Origin of the sequence: Paenibacillus sp. RUD330 (assembly GCF_002243345.2) — a bacterium.
In the GTDB taxonomy this organism is placed as follows: domain Bacteria; phylum Bacillota; class Bacilli; order Paenibacillales; family Paenibacillaceae; genus Paenibacillus_O.
In genome coordinates this window covers 4,053,228-4,071,981 of record NZ_CP022655.2, presented here as the reverse complement: position 1 = coordinate 4,071,981, position 18,754 = coordinate 4,053,228, and the positions used below count along the sequence as shown (strand labels likewise).

The 18,754-nt window shown below is 56.7% G+C and carries 23 protein-coding genes and 1 pseudogene; 23 read left to right on the top strand and 1 reads right to left on the bottom strand.

Going from position 1 to position 18,754, the window contains the following annotated elements; genetic code table 11:
• The 14 genes from CIC07_RS18635 (at window position 1) to CIC07_RS18575 (ending at window position 6,315) form a co-directional block, all read left to right on the top strand.
• Entirely contained in the window at window positions 1–156 is a 156-nt protein-coding gene (locus CIC07_RS18635; protein ID WP_157741942.1) for a hypothetical protein, read from the top strand.
• Complete coding sequence (locus tag CIC07_RS18630; protein WP_094248148.1) at window positions 153–398, top strand: helix-turn-helix domain-containing protein; 246 nt, start codon at window positions 153–155, stop codon at window positions 396–398. The genes CIC07_RS18635 and CIC07_RS18630 overlap by 4 nt, the downstream gene beginning before the upstream one ends.
• Entirely contained in the window at window positions 391–1,026 is a 636-nt protein-coding gene (locus tag CIC07_RS18625) for a hypothetical protein (protein ID WP_094248147.1), read from the top strand. The genes CIC07_RS18630 and CIC07_RS18625 overlap by 8 nt, the downstream gene beginning before the upstream one ends.
• A 106-nt stretch (window positions 1,027–1,132) precedes the next feature.
• Window positions 1,133–1,261 (top strand): hypothetical protein, encoded by a 129-nt coding sequence (locus tag CIC07_RS25715; RefSeq protein ID WP_277345183.1) that lies wholly within the window; start codon window positions 1,133–1,135, stop codon window positions 1,259–1,261.
• Window positions 1,262–1,416: 155 nt separating this feature from the next.
• The gene (locus CIC07_RS18620; protein ID WP_094248146.1) at window positions 1,417–1,809 is read left to right on the top strand and encodes a hypothetical protein; all 393 of its coding nucleotides are present in this window, start codon (window positions 1,417–1,419) and stop codon (window positions 1,807–1,809) included.
• A 12-nt stretch (window positions 1,810–1,821) separates the two neighbouring features.
• The gene (locus tag CIC07_RS18615; RefSeq protein ID WP_094248145.1) at window positions 1,822–2,793 is read left to right on the top strand and encodes a phage replication protein O; all 972 of its coding nucleotides are present in this window, start codon (window positions 1,822–1,824) and stop codon (window positions 2,791–2,793) included.
• Window positions 2,777–3,109, top strand: coding sequence for a replicative helicase loader/inhibitor (locus CIC07_RS18610; RefSeq protein WP_094248144.1), 333 nt, complete (start codon window positions 2,777–2,779; stop codon window positions 3,107–3,109). Before CIC07_RS18615 ends, CIC07_RS18610 begins: the two co-directional genes overlap by 17 nt.
• The gene (dnaB, locus tag CIC07_RS18605; protein ID WP_481855872.1) at window positions 3,072–4,430 is read left to right on the top strand and encodes a replicative DNA helicase; all 1,359 of its coding nucleotides are present in this window, start codon (window positions 3,072–3,074) and stop codon (window positions 4,428–4,430) included. Before CIC07_RS18610 ends, dnaB begins: the two co-directional genes overlap by 38 nt.
• Window positions 4,427–4,894: a hypothetical protein gene (locus CIC07_RS18600; protein WP_094248142.1), complete on the top strand. Its 468-nt coding sequence runs from the start codon at window positions 4,427–4,429 to the stop codon at window positions 4,892–4,894. Before dnaB ends, CIC07_RS18600 begins: the two co-directional genes overlap by 4 nt.
• The gene (locus tag CIC07_RS18595; protein WP_094248141.1) at window positions 4,872–5,120 is read left to right on the top strand and encodes a hypothetical protein; all 249 of its coding nucleotides are present in this window, start codon (window positions 4,872–4,874) and stop codon (window positions 5,118–5,120) included. Before CIC07_RS18600 ends, CIC07_RS18595 begins: the two co-directional genes overlap by 23 nt.
• Before the next feature lie 18 nt (window positions 5,121–5,138).
• On the top strand, window positions 5,139–5,378 hold the full coding sequence (locus CIC07_RS18590; protein ID WP_094248140.1) for a hypothetical protein: 240 nt from the start codon (window positions 5,139–5,141) through the stop codon (window positions 5,376–5,378).
• Between the two features lie 49 nt (window positions 5,379–5,427).
• Complete coding sequence (locus CIC07_RS18585; protein WP_240923486.1) at window positions 5,428–5,619, top strand: zinc-finger domain-containing protein; 192 nt, start codon at window positions 5,428–5,430, stop codon at window positions 5,617–5,619.
• Window positions 5,620–5,663: 44 nt separating this feature from the next.
• Window positions 5,664–6,107, top strand: a complete 444-nt coding sequence (locus tag CIC07_RS18580) for an ArpU family phage packaging/lysis transcriptional regulator (protein ID WP_094248138.1) — start codon at window positions 5,664–5,666, stop codon at window positions 6,105–6,107.
• A 55-nt stretch (window positions 6,108–6,162) separates the two neighbouring features.
• Window positions 6,163–6,315: a hypothetical protein gene (locus CIC07_RS18575; RefSeq protein WP_165895350.1), complete on the top strand. Its 153-nt coding sequence runs from the start codon at window positions 6,163–6,165 to the stop codon at window positions 6,313–6,315.
• Window positions 6,316–6,376: 61 nt separating this feature from the next.
• Here CIC07_RS18575 and CIC07_RS18570 read toward each other — a convergent pair.
• Window positions 6,377–6,553 (bottom strand): annotated as a pseudogene (locus CIC07_RS18570) (SpoVR family protein); the annotation flags it as partial.
• Between the two features lie 696 nt (window positions 6,554–7,249).
• On the opposite strand from CIC07_RS18570, the gene helD reads away from it, so the two are divergent.
• The 9 genes from helD (at window position 7,250) to CIC07_RS18525 (ending at window position 18,729) form a co-directional block, all read left to right on the top strand.
• Entirely contained in the window at window positions 7,250–9,667 is a 2,418-nt protein-coding gene (gene helD / locus CIC07_RS18565; protein ID WP_076353930.1) for an RNA polymerase recycling motor HelD, read from the top strand.
• 390 nt (window positions 9,668–10,057) lie between these two features.
• Window positions 10,058–11,875 carry an APC family permease gene (locus CIC07_RS18560; protein ID WP_076353932.1) on the top strand — a complete coding sequence of 606 codons (1,818 nt, stop codon included), beginning with the start codon at window positions 10,058–10,060 and terminating at the stop codon, window positions 11,873–11,875.
• Between the two features lie 120 nt (window positions 11,876–11,995).
• On the top strand, window positions 11,996–12,877 hold the full coding sequence (locus tag CIC07_RS18555; protein ID WP_083687871.1) for a VOC family protein: 882 nt from the start codon (window positions 11,996–11,998) through the stop codon (window positions 12,875–12,877).
• A 260-nt stretch (window positions 12,878–13,137) separates the two neighbouring features.
• A complete protein-coding gene (locus tag CIC07_RS18550) occupies window positions 13,138–13,404 on the top strand; it encodes a DUF3886 domain-containing protein (protein ID WP_076353934.1) in 267 nt (88 codons plus the stop codon).
• Window positions 13,405–13,528: 124 nt separating this feature from the next.
• Window positions 13,529–13,798: a hypothetical protein gene (locus CIC07_RS18545; protein ID WP_076353936.1), complete on the top strand. Its 270-nt coding sequence runs from the start codon at window positions 13,529–13,531 to the stop codon at window positions 13,796–13,798.
• Between the two features lie 267 nt (window positions 13,799–14,065).
• Window positions 14,066–15,484, top strand: coding sequence for a family 43 glycosylhydrolase (locus CIC07_RS18540; protein WP_076353938.1), 1,419 nt, complete (start codon window positions 14,066–14,068; stop codon window positions 15,482–15,484).
• A gap of 121 nt (window positions 15,485–15,605) precedes the next feature.
• Window positions 15,606–16,889, top strand: coding sequence for an ABC transporter substrate-binding protein (locus CIC07_RS18535; RefSeq protein WP_076353940.1), 1,284 nt, complete (start codon window positions 15,606–15,608; stop codon window positions 16,887–16,889).
• 106 nt (window positions 16,890–16,995) lie between these two features.
• Entirely contained in the window at window positions 16,996–17,889 is an 894-nt protein-coding gene (locus CIC07_RS18530; RefSeq protein WP_076353942.1) for a carbohydrate ABC transporter permease, read from the top strand.
• Complete coding sequence (locus CIC07_RS18525; RefSeq protein ID WP_076353944.1) at window positions 17,890–18,729, top strand: carbohydrate ABC transporter permease; 840 nt, start codon at window positions 17,890–17,892, stop codon at window positions 18,727–18,729.
• The last annotated feature ends 25 nt before the right edge of the window (window positions 18,730–18,754 follow it).

Here is an 18,754-nt window from a genome sequence, read left to right as displayed (position 1 = left end):
ATGCCTGAGAAAACGAACGTTGAGGCGATTCGGCATCTGAACAAGCTACATGTCTTTCGTCAAAGCGGCGCCGTGGCCGGATCGGCGAAACGTTGGCTGGATAAAGAGATCGCAACTCTCGAGTTGGAAATTGAGATGCGAGAGCGTTCGCAATGACTCAAGTCGGACAGAAACTCGGAGAGCGGTTGACAGGCGAGCGGCACCGCCGAGGAATGGACCAGCATCAATTTTCGGACAAGCTCAAAATCAGCAGGGCAGCTTTGAGCCATTACGAGAAGGGGCGCCGAGAGCCAAGCTTGACTCTGATTGCAAGCTTCGCAGACACCCTCGGCGTTTCGTGTGACTATTTATTAGGACGGACAAGCGATCCGGGAAATGGAGGATTCAGAGATGAATAAAGCGGAAATTGAAAAAAGAGCTATCAGCTATCGGGAACAGCTCGGAGGCAACGTTATTGTCTTTCCGATCGACGAACTGAATCCTATCAGCCTATATGCTGTTTGCATTCATGACGGGAAGAAGTTCTTTGTTTATGAAAAGCCGGTTCCGGTGGAAGAGGCAGCTGCTTACATTAAGGTCTTTCTGGAGGCACTTGAAGCGGAAGGGCTGGATTCGGATTACAGCCGGAACGTTCGTTTCATCTCGAGTGAAGCCCAAATGAAAGGGCATGTAACACTTCGAAGGTTGAATAAAGAGGATGAACGGCGACGGCAGGCGCTCCAACGTCACGATGAGGACTTTCAAGAAGACGGACAAGGCGGCAAATTAATTTCTGCTCGCGGGCTTATCATGGTGAGTTACAGGATGATGGTCGAAGAAAAGAATCCTGGTGCTACAGAATTCATGAATAATTTCTTCCGTCTTCTCGAGAATCGTCGTTATGGAAAAACGGCGGCGGCAATCAAGCAAGAAGTAAGGAGAATGAGCGTAATTGAACGCGATGAATGGATAAACAAAATCTACAGCAGTCCTCGATTCATTCACTCTGCAGAAGAAATCTTCGCTCTTATGCCTATTAAGAACTGAAAAGACCTCGCGGGGTAGGAGCCGCAAGGTCTGGCCGAAAAGAAAAAAACTGTTGCAGCCATTATACTACGGGCGCCGAGCTGGCGACAAGAAGGGATGAATTTAAATGTCCATGGAAAAAACGGTGGCCAAACTCTCTGAAGAGCTGGCCGAGCGTTACTATGAACTGCTCGAGAAAGAAGGCTCTACCCTGGGAGGCAATTTGGTCGGTGAAGCTGAAGCTTTGTTCGTGTAATCGCTCACGCCGGAGCAGTCCGCGATTTACGAAAAGGTCGCCGATCTCGTCGCCCGGCAGGAAGCAGAGCGGACCCAGCGCTTCTTTAAACTCGGATACCTCGATGGAATTCAGGCCGGCTGCGCCATCTTCAAAAACTAAAGGAGGGCATTGCAATGGGTAACGGATCTCTGCAATCGATGGTTGGGTATGAGGCTATTCATAAGGCTTCCAAAGAGAAGGGGCTCAAAACGAATTCGCCTGCCAGCAAAAACGAAATGCTGATGTTTGAAGCTGGGATGGAGGCAGTGTTGGTTGAACTGGCAACTGCAAGCCTTCGCTTCACGCATGTAATGAGCGGTGCAATTTACAAAGAGGAAGAAGAGGAAGCGACCGTTCTTGAATCGGACTTCGACACTCTTTTATCTGAGCTTCCCAAAGCCGTCGTCCCTAAGCTATCTGAGTTTCTGGAGGCATCCAAGCGCTACGCCTTCACGATGCACGACTGCGGCTATGTCGCCGGCTTCCTGGCAGGCTACCGGTTCCTCAAGGAACTGAACAACGAATAAGAGGGTGAGGTAGTGAACGAACCTTTGATACCGGGCGGCTGTATCCTTTTGGCCAGGAAAGTCATCGAGAGCTCCATTTGGGAGAAGCCCCCCTTGTATATAAAGGTGTGGGTATACCTCCTCTCTAAAGCACAGCACAAGCCGTACAAAGGCCTCCGTCGCGGGCAGCTTTACACATCCATCCCTGAAATTATTGATAACTGTAAATGGCGTGTAGGAGCGCGTTGGGAGAAGCCCACAAAAGATCAAATCTTCAATATTATCGAATGGTTGAGAAACCCTGAAAAAGGCGATTCCGAAAGCAACGCGAAAGCAACGCGAAAGCAACGCGAAAGCAACGCGGGGACGACCATGATCACAACTACGAAAGCAACGCACGGATACCTAATAACCATTGATAACTACGGCTTTTATCAGACTTTCGACAATTACGAAAGCAACGGCGAAAGCAACGATGAAAACGACATGGCGCCCTCGCGGGACCCTCACGGGACCCCTACGAACCCGGACAATACAAACAAGAATGACAAGAATGACAAGAAAAAGACTTCTTCTCGTCAACGCAAAGCGTATGCCGAGGACAGCCGTCCATACAAGCTCGCAGTTTATCTCCATGAGAAGATCATGAGCTTCGCAGGCGCACTGGGTCTTGCCCATTTGGTTGAAGGAGCAAACATCCAGAGCTGGGCTGATGATTGCCGCAAGCTACTTGAATTGGACAAACGAGATCCGCAAGAGGTAAAGCGCGTCATTGATTGGGCCACAGCGGATCCGTTCTGGCAGCAGAACATTCTGAGCCCGGCGAGCCTGCGCAAGAAATATACCGAGTTGGCTGTGAAGGCTGCTGGTAAAAGTAAGCCGGTCAAGCGCACCGGGGCACTGGAAGATAAGAACGCCGAGGCCAAGCAGAAAATAAGGGAGTTGATGGAGCTTGAAAGAGGTGGAAGTCAGGAAGCTCTTTCTGATAATGCAGAACACGTATAGCACCTTCCAGCAGGATGATGACAAGGTGTTTATTTGGACGAAGCTGCTGGAAGACGTTTCGTTTGAACAAGCCCACAAGAATCTCTGGCGATACATCCGTAACCCAGCCAATGGATTCCCCCCTCATCCAGGGGTTCTTGCCGAGAAGCCTTCGCAAAGTGCCGTCGGTCCCCACGTCCCGAATGCAAAGGAGACAAGGGACATGCTGGATGCTCAAGAAAGACAGTTGCAATCAAGCGTAGGCATCCCGGATTCATTCCGTAAGGCGGTGAAGATGCTTGAATCACAACGACGATTACCGGATGCCGGAGAATAGCGAAGCTGAGCAAGTGGTCCTGGGCTCGATTCTTATTGATTCGGAATATGCCATGGATGAAGTCTTTGATCGGTTGAAGGGGCCGGAATTCTACCAGGGGCAGCATCGAAAAATCTATGCCTGCATGGAAGAACTCGCAAGCGACCACAGCCCCATTAACCTCGTTACTGTGACTTCCCGGCTGAAAGATAAAGGATGGCTAGATCAAGTTGGCGGGGTTGGTTACTTGTCTAATTTGACACGGACGGTCATAACGCCAAGGGAAGTGGGATATTACGTCGGCATGCTTAAAAAAAGCTATTCCCAGCGGCAACTGATCGAAGATTTAAGGGAGCAGCTGGCACAGGCGGAGCAGCTGGTAGATCCTAACGAAGTGATTTCAGATACTCAAAGCAAACTCGAGGCAATCAATGAGTTGCGGGATGAGAAAAAAGGCGGCAGGCCGATTGAACAAATCTTAATCGACGTTTTTGAAGACGCGGAAAAGAGATACGTGAAGAGGTCGCACGGGGAAGTGACTGGCGCATCTTCCGGATTCACCGAGCTTGATCGCATGACGGCTGGTTTCCAAAAAAGTGACTTCATTCTCGTCGGAGCCCGCCCTTCCGTAGGTAAAACGGCATTTGCTCTTAATGTGGCTCGAAACGTTGCTGTGGAAATTAGAGAGACAGTTGCAATCTTTAGTCTCGAAATGTCCGAGAAGCAGTTGGTCGGTCGGATGGTGTGTGCGGAAGGCAATGTGGATGCCGGCCGGTTCCGCACGGGAAACTTCGAGGCGTCGGACTGGGAGAAGATGACGAGCGCCATCAGCATCCTTGGAAATTTGCCCATCCACATCGATGACACGCCTGCTGTGACTGTCTCAGAAATACGAAGCAAATGCCGGAGAATCAAAAAGGAAAAAGGCCTGGGATTGATCCTGATCGACTATCTACAGTTGATTCAAGGACGCGGGAAATCGGGGGAAAACAGGCAGGAAGAGATTTCCCACATCTCCCGGACGTTGAAGCAGATAGCCAGGGAGCTCGAAGTGCCCGTCATTGCTCTGTCCCAGCTGAGTCGGGGCGTCGAGCAGCGGCAGGATAAGCGTCCAATGATGAGCGATCTCCGGGAATCGGGATCGTTGGAGCAGGATGCCGACATCGTCGCTTTCCTATACCGGGATGATTATTACGACAAGGAGACCGAGAAGAAGAACATCATCGAGATCATCATCGCCAAGCAGCGTAACGGCCCGGTCGGAACGGTGGAGCTCGCATTCCTCAAGAACTTCAATAAATTTGTGTCATTATCAAAAGCGGAAGAGGGGAACCGGCAATGATTAGAGCGTTCAAAGAAGAAAGCCAAAGGGCGGTACTCAAAACAGCACATTCTGAACTTGCCCTCATGGAAGCTATTCATAAAATCCGATCTGATCGTACCGACTATATCGCGAGGCTCGATAGACTGCGGAATGCCGTAGATTCTGAACGGAACAGACTTCTTCGCGATGAGGCCATTTCCCTTGTCTGGAACAGGCAGTATGCAATTCGTTCCTGCCGCGGTGAAATCAATTGGCTGGTATACGAGCTATGCAAAGCGCTTTATGAACTGGCCGAACTCGACCATGTCGACTTGAACGGAGCGACATACATGCAAAAGGTCCGGCTCATCTCGCAGGTTATCCCAGGAGCGGATCCGGGCGGAATTGCCGAGGGAGTACGCGAATACCACGAGTCGCGCCGGCGCTGGCCGATGGAATATCTGAAAGACGGCGTTGGCCATGCAGGACGAGAGGTACTATAAGGATTTGCATGCGCGGATATTGGCCGGTGCCCATTTCATTGAATCGCTGGCTCCGGGCGATCCAAAGCTTCCGGTTGCTCACTCCAAATACGACAAGCTAGTCGAGGAATACCGAGACTATATCCGCCTCTCCTTTTGGGGAAAAGAGGAGTTGGAGCGGGAGGAAGCCAAACGCCTGCGCCTGGAACGAGAAAGCCGCCCGCAGCAGATAGCTATGAGTTTCTAGTGATGGAGGGGACAGAATTTGAAAGAGACAGCAGGACAAAAGATACAGCGCCTTGAGCGGGAGCGGGACGATGCTGCGACCCAAAGGGCCGGAGTGTTTAAGACCATCATTGAGCAGCGTCGCATCATTAGAAAGCTTGAAGGACGAATCGCCGAACTGCTCAAGGGCTTAAACTCAATAGAGGAAATGACCGCAGATCCGGATACCGCGAGATTTGCAAGGTGGGTCCTTACAGGGGGCGGGGGCGGTGAGCGTTAACCGGGTTGACGTGTTGGAAAGAATCAGTGCCATTCTGGATGGACATTGCATGGACTGCCCGATTAAGAAGAATTTCATCCGGGCGTCCCGGGGGCATCTGGCACGAATCGATAGATATTGCAAATCGGAATGCTCCCATGGAATTAAGCTGCAGCAGCTCGGCGGCATGCTGACCTGCAGGAAGCGGAAGTCGGTTCAATGGGAGTTCGAAGAGGGAGAGGACGCCAACGATCTCGCGTGAAGGGCGCGGCGATGGCTGCGTCATTAGAATGAGGGGGAGTTGAAGTGAATCAGCCGCGGTCCAGCTCTGACATCGACAAGAAGGCAACCAAGGAGAGGGTCGAAGCAGCTCTTGAGCAATACCGACTCTTCAAATTTACCAGTTTTCAGCGGCGCCAGGTCAGCATGACAGCCAGCTATTCCAATATGCCACGCAGCGACACAGGCGTAACGAGCGACCAGACAGGTAGCATAGCGGCGTACAACATCGACGAGCCGGAGCGGCGCCGGCTTTACTGCTTGGAAGTGGAAGCGGCTGTCGAGGAACTGCCCGAGAAGGAACGGGACTTGATCAAACGCAGGTACTTTGATCGGGAGTCACGATATATCATGGATTTTACGATTTACAACGACATGGAAATATCAGCACCGACTTACGATAAGCTTCGTTGGAGGGCTTTCGAGCACCTGGCGCTATACCTCGGAATTGAGGTATACGACGAAAATTGATCTGATATTTATCAGCACCAGCCGGCATATACATCACTCAGGGGAGGGAACCAATATGGCAGCCAAGAACGTTGTCTTTCCGCCCGATGTGGAGGACTTCCTCCACGAACTCTACGTCAAAGCGGCGTTGAGAGCAATTGCGAACGGCACATACATCCCCGATGAAGAGGATGAGGCCGGTACCCCAGACGAGCAACAAGCAATATAAAAGGGCCCTTCGAGGGGCCCTTTCTTTTTGTCTACCTGTCTTCATTATTGTTGTGTTTCCACTTCCCGAAGCTCCAATGGCTGAAGCGGGTCGGCATGCCGTAAGCGCCGAACGTATAGATGATGTCTGCCGGGCAGATTTCATACCTCATGGGATAGAAGTCCAGGCCGAAGCCTGTGGCGATTTCCGTAATCTCGTCGATCGCCCGCTCCAGCTGGCGGATGTCGTCCTGAGTCATAAGCTCGATCCCTCCGTGCCGAGATAAGTAAGGTTCATACCCACTGTATGCGGCGGTGGACGGGACTATGAGCGGGGATATGGAGACCGTGGAGAGCATCCGGGCTTTCTTCCATGAAGGCAGGCAATGAATCAGGGCCGGAGAGGCCGGAATGGGGGGAGGCCTTGGCTCAAGAAGAGCGGGCCATGCCGGCAAAAAAATGACCCTCCGGCATGTAAGCCGGGGGGTCCAAGGTGCTGCTATATTCAAAGGGGGGTCATGTGCTTATTATAAAACCGCTTTCTTAAAAAAAGCTGAAAACCACATTTCAGTTGCATGACATTTCATTGCAGCCTCGGTTCAGACGCAAATGGCCAGCTCTTCCGTTCCTGTGTCTTTGTGACGGGAGGGACGGAAAACGTAAAAAGACGGCCCTTGATGAAAGCATAGGTCATCTCTCCAGCCCGCTCAAGTCCTCGGTTGATTCATTGATCGGTCCGGTCCGTAGTCAAAGTCAGCTTACGACGCTGCAGAAACACAAGTAAAACATATTGAACGCAAAAAAACGCTATGATACAATCTATAGCGGCATTGAATTAAATGAAGTTGTGGATGTATCCATTCTATTCCTAATCTAATTTTACATCTGGAACTCTGTTCTGTCAATGCTCTTTTTTGCCCCAGAAAAAGGAAGACGAGGAGTGTGTTGAGGGAGAGATGGAAACGAAGGATTGGAAGCTGGAACAGGAGCGGCTGGAAGGGGTCCGGAACAAGCTGCAGGCGAGAATAGACGAACTGGAGCCGGAAGTCGCCGGACTGCGCGGTCAAGCTGCAGACATCCGCAAGCGGTTTTGGGAAGATGTGACGATCAATACGAGCACGGATGAGGATTTTGAAGAGACGTTCCATACGATTAACCAGCAGTCCGCGGTGTTGGCCGAACGGGAGCGCGGCCACAAGCTGTTGGCGCAGCAGTGGAAAAGCGTGAAACGTCTGCTTCCGTCGCCGTATTTCGGACGCATAGATTTCAAGGAAGAAGGGCTTGAAGTCGCCGAGCAGATCTACATCGGCGTAGCTTCCTTTGTCGACGAGGACGGATTGAGCTTCCTGATCTATGATTGGCGGACGCCGATCGCAAGCCTATATTACGACCATTCCCCCGGTCGGGCTTCTTATGTAACGCCCGCCGGGTCCATCGATGGGGCGATGGAGCTCAAAAGGCAGTTTCACATACAAGAAGGGCACATCCGCAACATGTTCGACGCGAGCGAAACGATCGGAGACGAGCTGCTGCAGCAGGTGCTGGGCAAAGGCGCGAACCCGCAAATGAAGAGCATCGTCGCCACCATCCAGAAGGAACAAAATGAAATCATCCGCAATGACAAAAGCCGGATGCTGATCGTTCAGGGAGCGGCCGGCAGCGGCAAAACTTCCGCGGCCCTGCAGCGGGTGGCGTACTTGCTCTACAAGCATCGCCAGACGATCAAGGCCGACCAGATCGTTCTTTTTTCTCCCAATCCGATGTTTGCCAGCTATGTCTCCACGGTCCTTCCGGAGCTCGGCGAAGAGAACATGCAGCAGACGACCTTTCAGGAGTATCTCGACTATTGGCTGGGTCCATCGCTCCGCCCGGAGGATCCCTTTGACCAGATCGAATATGTGCTCACCGCTCATGGTGAGGCGGGACATGAGGCTCGTCTTCAGGGAATCGGATACAAAGCTTCCGAAGCTTTCCTGCAAGCTCTGCGGAATTATGGGGCTTGGTTGGGAGAGGAAGGCATGCGATTCAACGGCATTCGGCTTCGGGAACGCGAGCTGATTGCCGCGGAGCGGATGGAAGCGGAATTTTACGGATATGACCGTTCGCTGCCTTTGTACAATCGAGTCGTTTTGCTGCAGGAATGGCTTCTGAGCGAGCTGGCTTCGCTGGAACGCAAGGAACGATATGCGCCTTGGGTCCAGGAGGAGCTGGATGATCTCGATTCCGATCAGTACGCGGAGGTCTTCGAGATGCTTCATAAAGAACGGGAGCTGTTCGACCTTGCGGAGCATTACGCCGCAGTACGCGAAAAAATCATCAAGAAGCGCCGGGAGGATGAGAGCGACTTCGACTTCGCCCAGAAGGAGGAGGAGCTGCTCCGCCGCCGCATTGTGAAGGAGCAGTTCAAGCCGCTGAGGAAAAGCGCGAGGAAATTCGCGTTCATCGATGTCGAAGGCATTTACGGGCAATTGTTTGCCGACGAAGCCGCTTATCCGGAGCGGACGAACGGAGGGGCCACCCCTCCATTATGGCCCGAAATATGCAAGCAAACGAAGGAAGCGCTGCTCCGGAACGAGCTGCTCCACGAGGATGCGACGCCGTACTTGTATCTGAGAGAGCTGATCGAAGGGGTCCGGACGAACACGGAGATCCGGCATGTCTTCGTCGATGAGGGCCAGGACTACTCGATGTTTCAATATGAATATTTGAAGAAGCTGTTTCCACGAGCTTGTATGACGGTGCTCGGCGATTTCGGGCAAGCGATCTTCGTTCAGGCGACAAGCTTGGACGCATCCGATTCGCCGCTGCTCCGCCTTTTCGGAGAAGCCGACACGAGCCTTGTCCGTCTTGTGCGCAGCTATCGCTCAACGAGGGATATGGTTGAGTTTACAAAATCGATGCTGCCGGGCGGGGATGAGATCGAATCGTTTGAGAGGAGAGGCCTCAAGCCCCTTCTGAACAGGCTGGACAGCCGGGAGAAGCGCGATGCGCAGCTACTGGCTGACATCGCGGCGCTCAGGTCCGAGGGCTTCGATTCCATCGCCGTCATTGCGAAGACGGCAGCCGAAAGCCGGGAAGCCTATGAATCGTTGCGCAACCTTGGAGGGGAGGAGCTCCAGCTCATTGGGAAGGACACGCCGGGTTATGAAAAACGAGTGATGATCCTTCCCGTGTATCTCGCCAAGGGGGTCGAGTTCGATGCCGTCCTGGTCTACGAGGCCTCGTCCGAAGCTTACGGCCGGGACAGCGAACGGAAGCTTCTGTACACGGCGTGCACGCGGGCCATGCACCGGCTTCATCTCTACTCGACGGGCGAGTGGTCGCCGTTCGTACAGGCGCTGCCTGAGGAGTTGTACGAGACAGCGCCATGTTGACGGATCGGGACCGAAGCAGCCGGTAAAAAGGCGGAACTTCCGGCCGGATCCGTAGATGATGGGTCATGACCGGCCGGATATCGCTCGCAGCAAACAGCCTTGGCCTTCAGCGGCCGAGGCTGTTTTTGCGCTGATCTTGTCCGTTCCATTCAAGCGATTGCTTTATCTCGCGATGTTTTTTGTCTGAATGGTTCGGGATTAAAGCAACCGGGGTAATTTGGCGTGGAGGCCGAGGGAGAAACGCAAGATTTTCCGTCCTTCAAGCAGCTTGCGCATCGGGAAAAAACCCGTTTACAGAAGCCGGCTTCGGGTGTACGATACATGATGTTTCTCCAAGAGGGCAAAGTAATCATCACACTGCGCATGAGGCGCAAAGGAGCAAAAAGAATCATGGTCAACCGGATGAAACGCCTTCTGATCGGACGCCCGATGAAGAGCCGCGAGCTCGAGGGCGAGAAGCTCACCAAGCTGAAGGCGCTGGCCGTCCTGTCCTCGGACGCCTTGTCTTCCGTCGCCTACGGTACGGAGCAAATCCTGATCGCCCTTATGGTGGCCGGCTTCGCCGCCGTATGGTACTCCATTCCGATCTCGCTCGCCGTGCTCGGCCTGCTGCTCATCCTCATCCTGTCTTACCGCCAAACGATCTATGCCTACCCGATGGGTGGCGGGGCCTATGTCGTCGCCAAGGACAATATCGGCACGACGACCGGCCTGCTGGCCGGCGGCTCGCTTCTCATCGATTATATTCTGACGGTAGCGGTCAGCGCTTCCGCGGGAACCGACGCCATCACCTCCGCCTTCCCTTCGCTGCACGACAGCCGGATCCTGATCTCGATCATCGTCATCGTCCTGCTGACGATCATGAACCTGAGGGGCGTGACGGAATCGGCTTCGGTGCTTGCCGTGCCGATCTACCTGTTCGTCGTATCCATATTCGTGCTCATCATTTCCGGCGTCCTCAAATACGCCTTCGGCGGCGCCCATGCCGATGTTCCGGAGATCGGCGCGACGGTGAGCAACATCAGCCTGTTCCTGCTCCTCAAGGCGTTCAGCTCGGGCTGCTCCGCGCTCACAGGCGTGGAAGCCGTCTCCAACGCGATTCCGAACTTCAAGCAGCCGGCGGAGAAGAATGCCGCGTCCACCCTGGTCATGATGGGCGTCATTCTCGGCTCGATGTTCCTCGGCATCAGCTTGCTGGCTTATTGGTACGGAATCACGCCGAAGGCGAGCGAGACCGTCGTATCGCAGATTGCCGCCGGCACATTCGGACGGGGCATCCTGTACTACTTCATCCAAGGCGTTACGGCGCTGATCCTGTTCCTGGCCGCCAACACGGCCTACTCGGCCTTTCCGCTGCTGGCGTTCATGCTGGCCAAGGACAAATACATGCCGCATGCCTTCATGGTGCGCGGCGACCGGCTCGGCTTCTCGAACGGCATCATCTTCCTGGCGGTATTCTCGATCATCCTTGTCGTGGTGTTCGGGGGCGACACCGAGAACCTGATTCCGCTCTATGCGGTCGGCGTGTTCATCCCGTTCACGCTGTCGCAGCTCGGGATGATGATCCGCTGGGTCAGGCTGAAGCCGAAGGGCTGGATCGGCAAGCTCGCCATCAACACGATCGGCATGCTGACGACGCTCGGCATTACGCTGATCTTCATCTTCACGAAGTTCGCGCATGTCTGGATGGTATTCGTATTCCTGCCCATCGTCATGCTGCTTTTCCATCGCATCCACAAGCACTACACGAAGGTGGCCGCCGAGCTGCGGATCAACCCGGAGGTCGACAAGCCGATCATCAAGGGCAGCACGGTCGTCGTGCCGGTCGCCGGCATCACGCGCGTCGTCGCCAACTCGCTCGGCTATGCCAAGTCGCTCACCGACAACGTCGTCGCCGTCTATGTCGGCTTCAACGAAGAAGACATCGCCCGGATGGAGAAGAAATGGGAAGAGTGGAACCCGGGCGTCCGCCTCATCACGCTTCGCTCCAGCTACCGGAGCATCACGAGGCCGATTCTGAAGTTCATCGATACCGTGGAATGGAAAACGGGCGAGCATGACCATATTACGATTCTCATTCCGCAGTTCATCACCAAGCACTGGTGGCAGCATATCCTGCACAACCAGACGGGCCTGCTGCTGCGGGCCTATCTGTTCAGCAACAAGGACATCGTCATCGCCACGGTGCCGTACCATCTGAAGCATTAGGTCCTGCAAGAACAGCAAACGGAAGGCGGGCGGATCCGATTTGGACCGCCCGCTTGAATTTCGTTGCCGCCGGCATTATACTTACTTTTAATAAGTAACTTATTCAAGGGGGCAATCAGATTGACTCAACCGCATCGATCCATCCATCCCGGCGTCTCGATCGGTCTCGTGAAGCTGAAAGTCAAAGAGATCGATCGTTCCGTCCGGTTTTATACCGATATCATCGGCTTTCAGGTGCTGCGCAGGGACGAGGAGGGCGTCTGGCTGACAGCAGGCGGCCCGGAGCCTTTGCTGCTGCTGGAGGAACGCCCGGATGCCGTCCCGGCGGCGGGTCGCACCGCCGGCCTGTACCATTTCGCTATTCTCGTGCCGGACCGCTTGTCGCTCGGCCTTGTCCTGCGCCGTCTGGCGGAAGCAAGGCTTCCGGTCGGACAAGGGGATCACTGGGTGAGCGAAGCCTTGTACCTCGACGATCCCGACGGCAACGGCATCGAGATCTACCGCGACCGGCCGCGCAGCGATTGGAAGCATGACGCCGAAGGCCACGTGCTCATGGGGACCGATCCTGTCGATGTCGAGGGCTTGCTGCAGCTCGCCCAAGGACATGAATGGCAAGGGCTGCCGGCCGGAACGGTCATCGGCCACGTTCACTTCCATGTCTCCGATCTGCAAGCCGCCTACGACTTCTATTGCGGCCTGCTCGGCTTCGACCTGATCGCCGACGGCTGGCAGTCGATGGGCGCGCTTTTTGTATCGGCGGGCGGCTACCATCATCATATCGGCTTGAATATATGGGCGGGCAAAGGAGCTCCGCCTGCGCCGGAGCGCGGAACGGGGCTTGCCTATTCCACGATCCTCTATCCGGATGCCGAATCGCTGGCGGCCGCCGTGAGCAGGCTCCGCGACGGCGGAGCGGAGGTCAGGGACGTGGCGGAAGGCGGCGAAGTGACCGATCCTTCGGGAATCCGGCTGCGCCTGGCGAGCGCCGCGAAGCGGGCGTGAGGCCAGGCTGAACGGCCGGCAAGGCTTGCAATTGCGAGGCCAGGTTGAATGGGCGAGGCTTGCAGGTGCGAGGCCATTCAGAACGGCAAGTATGGCGCGTAGATGCGAGGCCACGCTATCGGCAGGCAAGCTGGTGCTTATGAAGGGGAGGCGGGCGCTTTCAGCTCCCGCTTCTTCGTCGATGAGACTTCCAGGCGGAGCCGTCGCCGGCTTTGTGCTATAATCGGCCATGACGCAAGTAGAAAGGGGAGGATCCGGAAATGGCGAAGAAAAAGCAGGCGCCTGTTCGGCGTCCCGAGCCGGGAGCGGAAGCCGCCAAGCCGGCGACGCTCAAGGATCTGCTGCCGGCGGATATGGTCCAGCGGCTGAAGTCGCAGGCCGACGGCATGAAGGCCGAGCAGGAGCGCGCCCGCGAGGAGGAGCGCCGCCGGGCGGAGGAAGCCCGCAAGGCCGAGCAGAAGCGCAACGAGAGCAGCATGGAGTATCTGCTCGACAACAGCAGCATGGATTGGAAGAAGTTCAAGTAAGAAGGTCCCGTCCGGTTTGAGGATGCGCCTGGGTGGTAATAAAGGAAGCGGACGGCGGTTCTGCAGGGCAGAGCCCGCCGCAGCCCGCGAATACCGCAACCCCCAGCAGGAGGATTTAACCGACATGATGATCGAAGCAAACCTATGCCATGAACGCGAAGCCTTCCAGCCCGCCCTCGTCGATCCTGCGGATCTTCAGGAGCAGCTGATGGAGCTTGACCATACATTATATGAACTGCGATTCTATCTGAAGCGCAACCCCGAGGACGAGATGGCCGTCCTGCATCTGAAGCAGTTCGAGCGCAAGCGCCGCCGTCTCGCTGCGGAGCTTGCCGAGGCCAAGGCGGCCTCCTCGTTCTCCCGCAAGGGAGAAGAGGATCTCCAGCCGGCTTGAGACCGGTCTTGGACGGGAGGCGTTAATCGGCAGGCAAAAGGGCGGGTTATAAGCCGGAAAGCATCACAACCATTTAGCGCCAAGCGGCAGCCAGGATATCTGGCTGCCGCTTTTTTGGCATTCCTCGGGTCTCGTGCGAGACCGATGCCGGCCCTCCTAGCCAAAGGACCACAACTCCAAAAGAAATGTCATGGGAGCGCTCCCGCAATCCCCATAAAATGGAGGCGCTGCGGCAGAAGCCGCAGACAGTCAAAGGAGGAATGCATTATGTTGAAAAGATGGTCCCTGTTTCTGCTTGCCTTCAGCCTGGCCTTGGCCTTGACGCTCCCGATGGGCGGCGGCAGGGCCGAGGCCGCTCCGGTCTCGACCTTCTTCAACGTCATCAAGCAGGACGGAGCCGATCCGTGGATGTACAAGCATACGGACGGTTATTACTACTACACCCAGACGACCGGCAGCAACATCACGCTGTGGCGCTCCAAGACGATCAGCGGCATCGACGCGGGCGACAGCGCGGTCGTCTGGACGCCGCCGGCGGGAACGATGTACAGCTCCAACATCTGGGCGCCGGAGCTGCACTACCTCGACGGCAAATGGTACGTCTACTTCGCCGCCGACAACGGCAGCAACGAGAACCATCGCATGTACGTGCTGGAGAACGCGAACGCGAATCCGCTCGCGGGAGGCTGGACGTTCAAGGGCAAGATCGCCGATGCGGCCGACCGCTGGGCGATCGACGGAACGGTGCTGACGGTCGGAGCGAGCCGCTACTTCATCTGGTCGGGCTGGGAAGGCGCGGTCAACGACAAGCAGCATCTGTACATCGCCCAGATGAGCAATCCGTGGACGATCTCTTCCGCACGGACGCGGATCGCGACTCCTGTCTACGCATGGGAAACGAATTCGGTCCCTCAGGTCAACGAAGGCCCGCAGGTCATCGTCAGGGGAAGCACGATCAGCCTCGTCTACTCCGCCAGCGGCAGCTGGACGGACGGCTACTGCCTCGGCCTCGTGACGGCGGGCACATCCGCGAACCTGCTGAACGCCGCCTCCTGGACGAAAAAGAGCGTGCCGCTCTTCGCCAGCGCGAACGGCGTCTACGGTCCCGGCCATCACAGCTTCACCAAGTCGCCTGACGGCACCCAGGACTGGCTCGTCTATCACGCCGCCAGGTGGCAAGGTTCCGGCTGGACCCGCAATGTCCGTACCCAGCCGTTCGGGTGGAATGCCGACAACACGCCGAATCTCGGCGCGCCGGTCAATCCCAACGCTCCGATCGCCAAGCCTGCCGGCGAGCCTAGCCGGGACCGGTATGAGGCGGAGAGCGCGCTGCTGTCAGGAGGCGCGGCCGTTGCGAACGAAGCCAGCGCCTCGGGCGGCAAGAAGGTCGGCTATCTCGATACGACGAGCAGTTATGCCCAGTTCACCGTCTCTGCCCAGTCTGCCGGCTGGTACGTCCTGGCCGTACGCAACGGCAACGGCACGAGCGGACAGCCTTGGGCGATCCACTCGCTGTCCGTCAACGGCGGCGCGGCGTCCGGCTTCTACGTGGCCTATTCCGGCTGGAACAACTGGGGCGCCTCGACGGCCAAGGTGTACCTGAACGCCGGCAACAATACGATCCGCTTCACCGGCTCCAGCAATTACGCCGAGATCGATTGCATGGACATCTTCCCCGCCGGGTGACCTGTAAATATGTCCACTGTTCCTGTATAAGCGGCATTTTTTCACCGCATCCCTTCCCTTACGATAGAGCTATCAAAGCGCTCGCGCCTTGAACTACCAGGCAAAAGGGGATTAGAAACAGATGAAGACTCCGAAGTTCAAGAAAGCTTCGATCCTTGCCATGACGATGATGGTTCCGCTTCTTGCAACCGCTTGCTCCAGCAACGGCGGCGACAACGCGCCGGCCGGAGAAGGCCAGAAAAGCGGCGGCGGCAAAAAGACGGAAATTTTGTTCTGGTCGCCGTTCTCCGGCTCCGACGGCCCGTTCATGAAAAAGATCGTGGACAAATACAACAGCTCCCAGGACAGCTACAAGGTCAACTTCGTCATCCAGCCGAACGGCGAGTACTACAAGCAGCTGGACGTGGCGCTGAGCACCGGCAAGGAGCGCCCGGACCTGATGATCATGCATGTGGACAGCGTGCCGACCTACCAGAGCAAGGACCAGCTGCAGCCGGTCGATGAGCTGGCCGCTTCGGCGGGCATCAATCCGGCGGACTTCGCGGAAGCGCCGGTCAAGTACGCGACGATCGACAGCAAGCTGTACTCGATTCCGCTGGACATCCATCCGCTCGTCATGTACTACAACAAGGATCTGTTCGAGAAGGCCGGCATCGGCGCGCCTCCGACGAACCGCGCGGAATTCGACTCGGCGGTGGAGAAGCTGACCGACAAGTCGAAGGGGGTCTACGGCTACGTGGTGCCGAGCCTGTGGCCGCAGCAGTTCATCTTCCCGTCGCTCGTCTGGCAGAACGGGGGCGAGCTGTGGAACGGCAGCGACGTCGCCTACAACTCTCCGGAAGCGGTCGAGATGGTGCAGTGGCTGCGCGGCATGGTCGAGAAGGGCATCTCTCCGGGCAACGTGCAGCAGGACGGCGAGAACACGCTGTTCCTCCAGGGCAAAAACGCCATCCAGTTCAATGGTCCGTGGATGAAGTCCCAATTCGACGAGGCCGGCCTCAACTACGGCGTCGCCGTCGTTCCTCAGATCGGCAAGGCGAAGCAGGCGGTCTATGCCGGCTCCCACGGCTTTGTCGTGCCGAAGGCCGTGACGGACGCGGGCAAGCTCGCCGGCATCGGCGACTTCCTGAAGTATGTCGCCGGCAACTCGCTCGACTGGGCCGAATCCGGCCAGGCGGTCGCCTCGCACAAGGTGCTTGAGAGCGCCGAGTTCAAGGCGATGGAATTCCAGAGCACGGTCGCCCAAAGCTTCCCGTCCGTTCAATTCGCGCCGAACGTGCTGAATTGGGGCACGATCGTCGAGCCGCTGTGGGGCGAGCTGAGCAACGCGATCCTGGGCAAGAAATCTCCTCAGCAAGCGATGGACGATGCCGTGGCGAAGTCGCGCCAGGCCATCAAAAAATAACGGCTTTCCAAACGTATGGGGCGGAAGGGACGGGAAGCGCGGGAGCCGGCTTCCCGTCCCTCCTTCCGTCCGCGACTCTCGGAAAGATGAAATGGAGGCATCGCCTATGAAAAGCGCCTGGACTTCCCGGCTGACCTCGTTCCTGTTCATACTGCCCTATCTGGCCGCCTTCGGGCTGTTCCTGCTCTTCCCGATCCTGTACGGCGTCGTCATCAGCCTTCAGGACTTCGAGCTGCTGTCGGCGGAGCATGCCTTCGTCGGCCTAAGCAATTACGTGACGATCTTCACGCCCGGCACCTACGAGAACAGCCTGTTCTTCAAGGGCCTGTGGACGACGGCTCAGTTCGTCCTGTATTCCGTGCCGCTGCTCATCGTCATCGGGCTCGGCCTCGCGATGCTGCTGAACGCGCTGCCCGCCCGTGTGCGCGGCTTGTTCCGCACGTTCTATTTCCTCCCGTACGCCCTGTCCGCCTCGGTCATGGCCGTCATCTGGCTCATGATGTTCGACACGAACGCCGGATTCCTCAACAGCCTGCTCGCCAAGCTGGGCATGGCGGGAATCCCGTGGCTCACCGATACTCCCTGGGCCTGGATATCGCTGGTCTCCACGACGATCTGGTGGACGATCGGATTCAATATGATCATTTTCATCAATGCGCTCAACGAGGTGCCGGAGGAATATTACGAGGCAGCCTCGATCGACGGAGCCGGGCCATGGTCCCGTTTCGTCTCCATCACGCTGCCGACGATCCGGCCTGTCATGCTGTTCGTCATGATCACCTCGACGATCGCCTCCTTCAACATCTATGCGCAGCCGTTCCTGCTCACGCGCGGCGGTCCCGGCGATACGACCCGGGTGCTGCTGATCAATGTGCTCGACCAGGCGTTCGCGCGCAAGGATGTCGGCTCGGCCTCGGCGATGGCGATCCTGATGGCCGTGCTGATCATGGCCGTATCCGTCGTCCAGTTCAAGCTCACCAACCGGAAGGAGAAGGCATAGATGGCGAATCCGAAAACCAAAAAAGCAATTCTTCTCCTGCTCGCGGCCGTCATCGCCCTGGTCATGGTCCTGCCGCTCGTATGGATGCTGTCGACCGCGTTCAAGAACGACTTCGAGGCGCTCTCGGGAAGGATGGATTTCCTCCCGCGCAAGCCGACTCTCGACAACTTCAGGCAAGGGCTGGGCGGCGAGCTGATGAATACGCCCGTGCTGCGCTGGATCGCGAACTCGCTGTCCGTCGGCGTCATCGGGACGGGACTTGTGCTGCTGATCGATTCCATGGCGGCCTTCGCGCTGGCGAGGCTGAACGACCTGCCGCTGCGGCGGGTGCTGCTGCCGATGTTCATCGCCTCGCTGATGATCCCGGGCGTGCTGACGTTCCTGCCGATGTATATGGAGTTCAACTCGCTCGGCCTGATCAACACGTACCCGGCTCTCATCCTGCCTGCGACGGCCGGAGCCTTCGGCGTGTTCCTGCTGTACCAGTTCTTCGTGTCCTTCCCGAAGGAAATCGAGGAGGCGGGACGAATCGATGGAGTGAACAAATGGCAGCTGTACGCCCGCATCCTGCTGCCGTCGGCCGTGCCGATCATGGCGACGCTCGGCATCTTCACGTTCATGGGCATCTACAACGACTTCGTCTGGCCGCTGTACGCCACGACCTCGCCGGAGATGCGCACCATCACGGCCGGCATCGCGATGATGGCGACCGGCAGCTATACGCAGAGCTACGGCAAGCTGATGGCGATGACGACGATCGCGGCGCTTCCGGTCGTGCTTATTTTCATCCTGGGACAGAAATCCTTCGTCCGGGCGATCACGAGCGCCGGCGTGAAATAACGCCGTGCTGCCGGCTTCGGGCCGG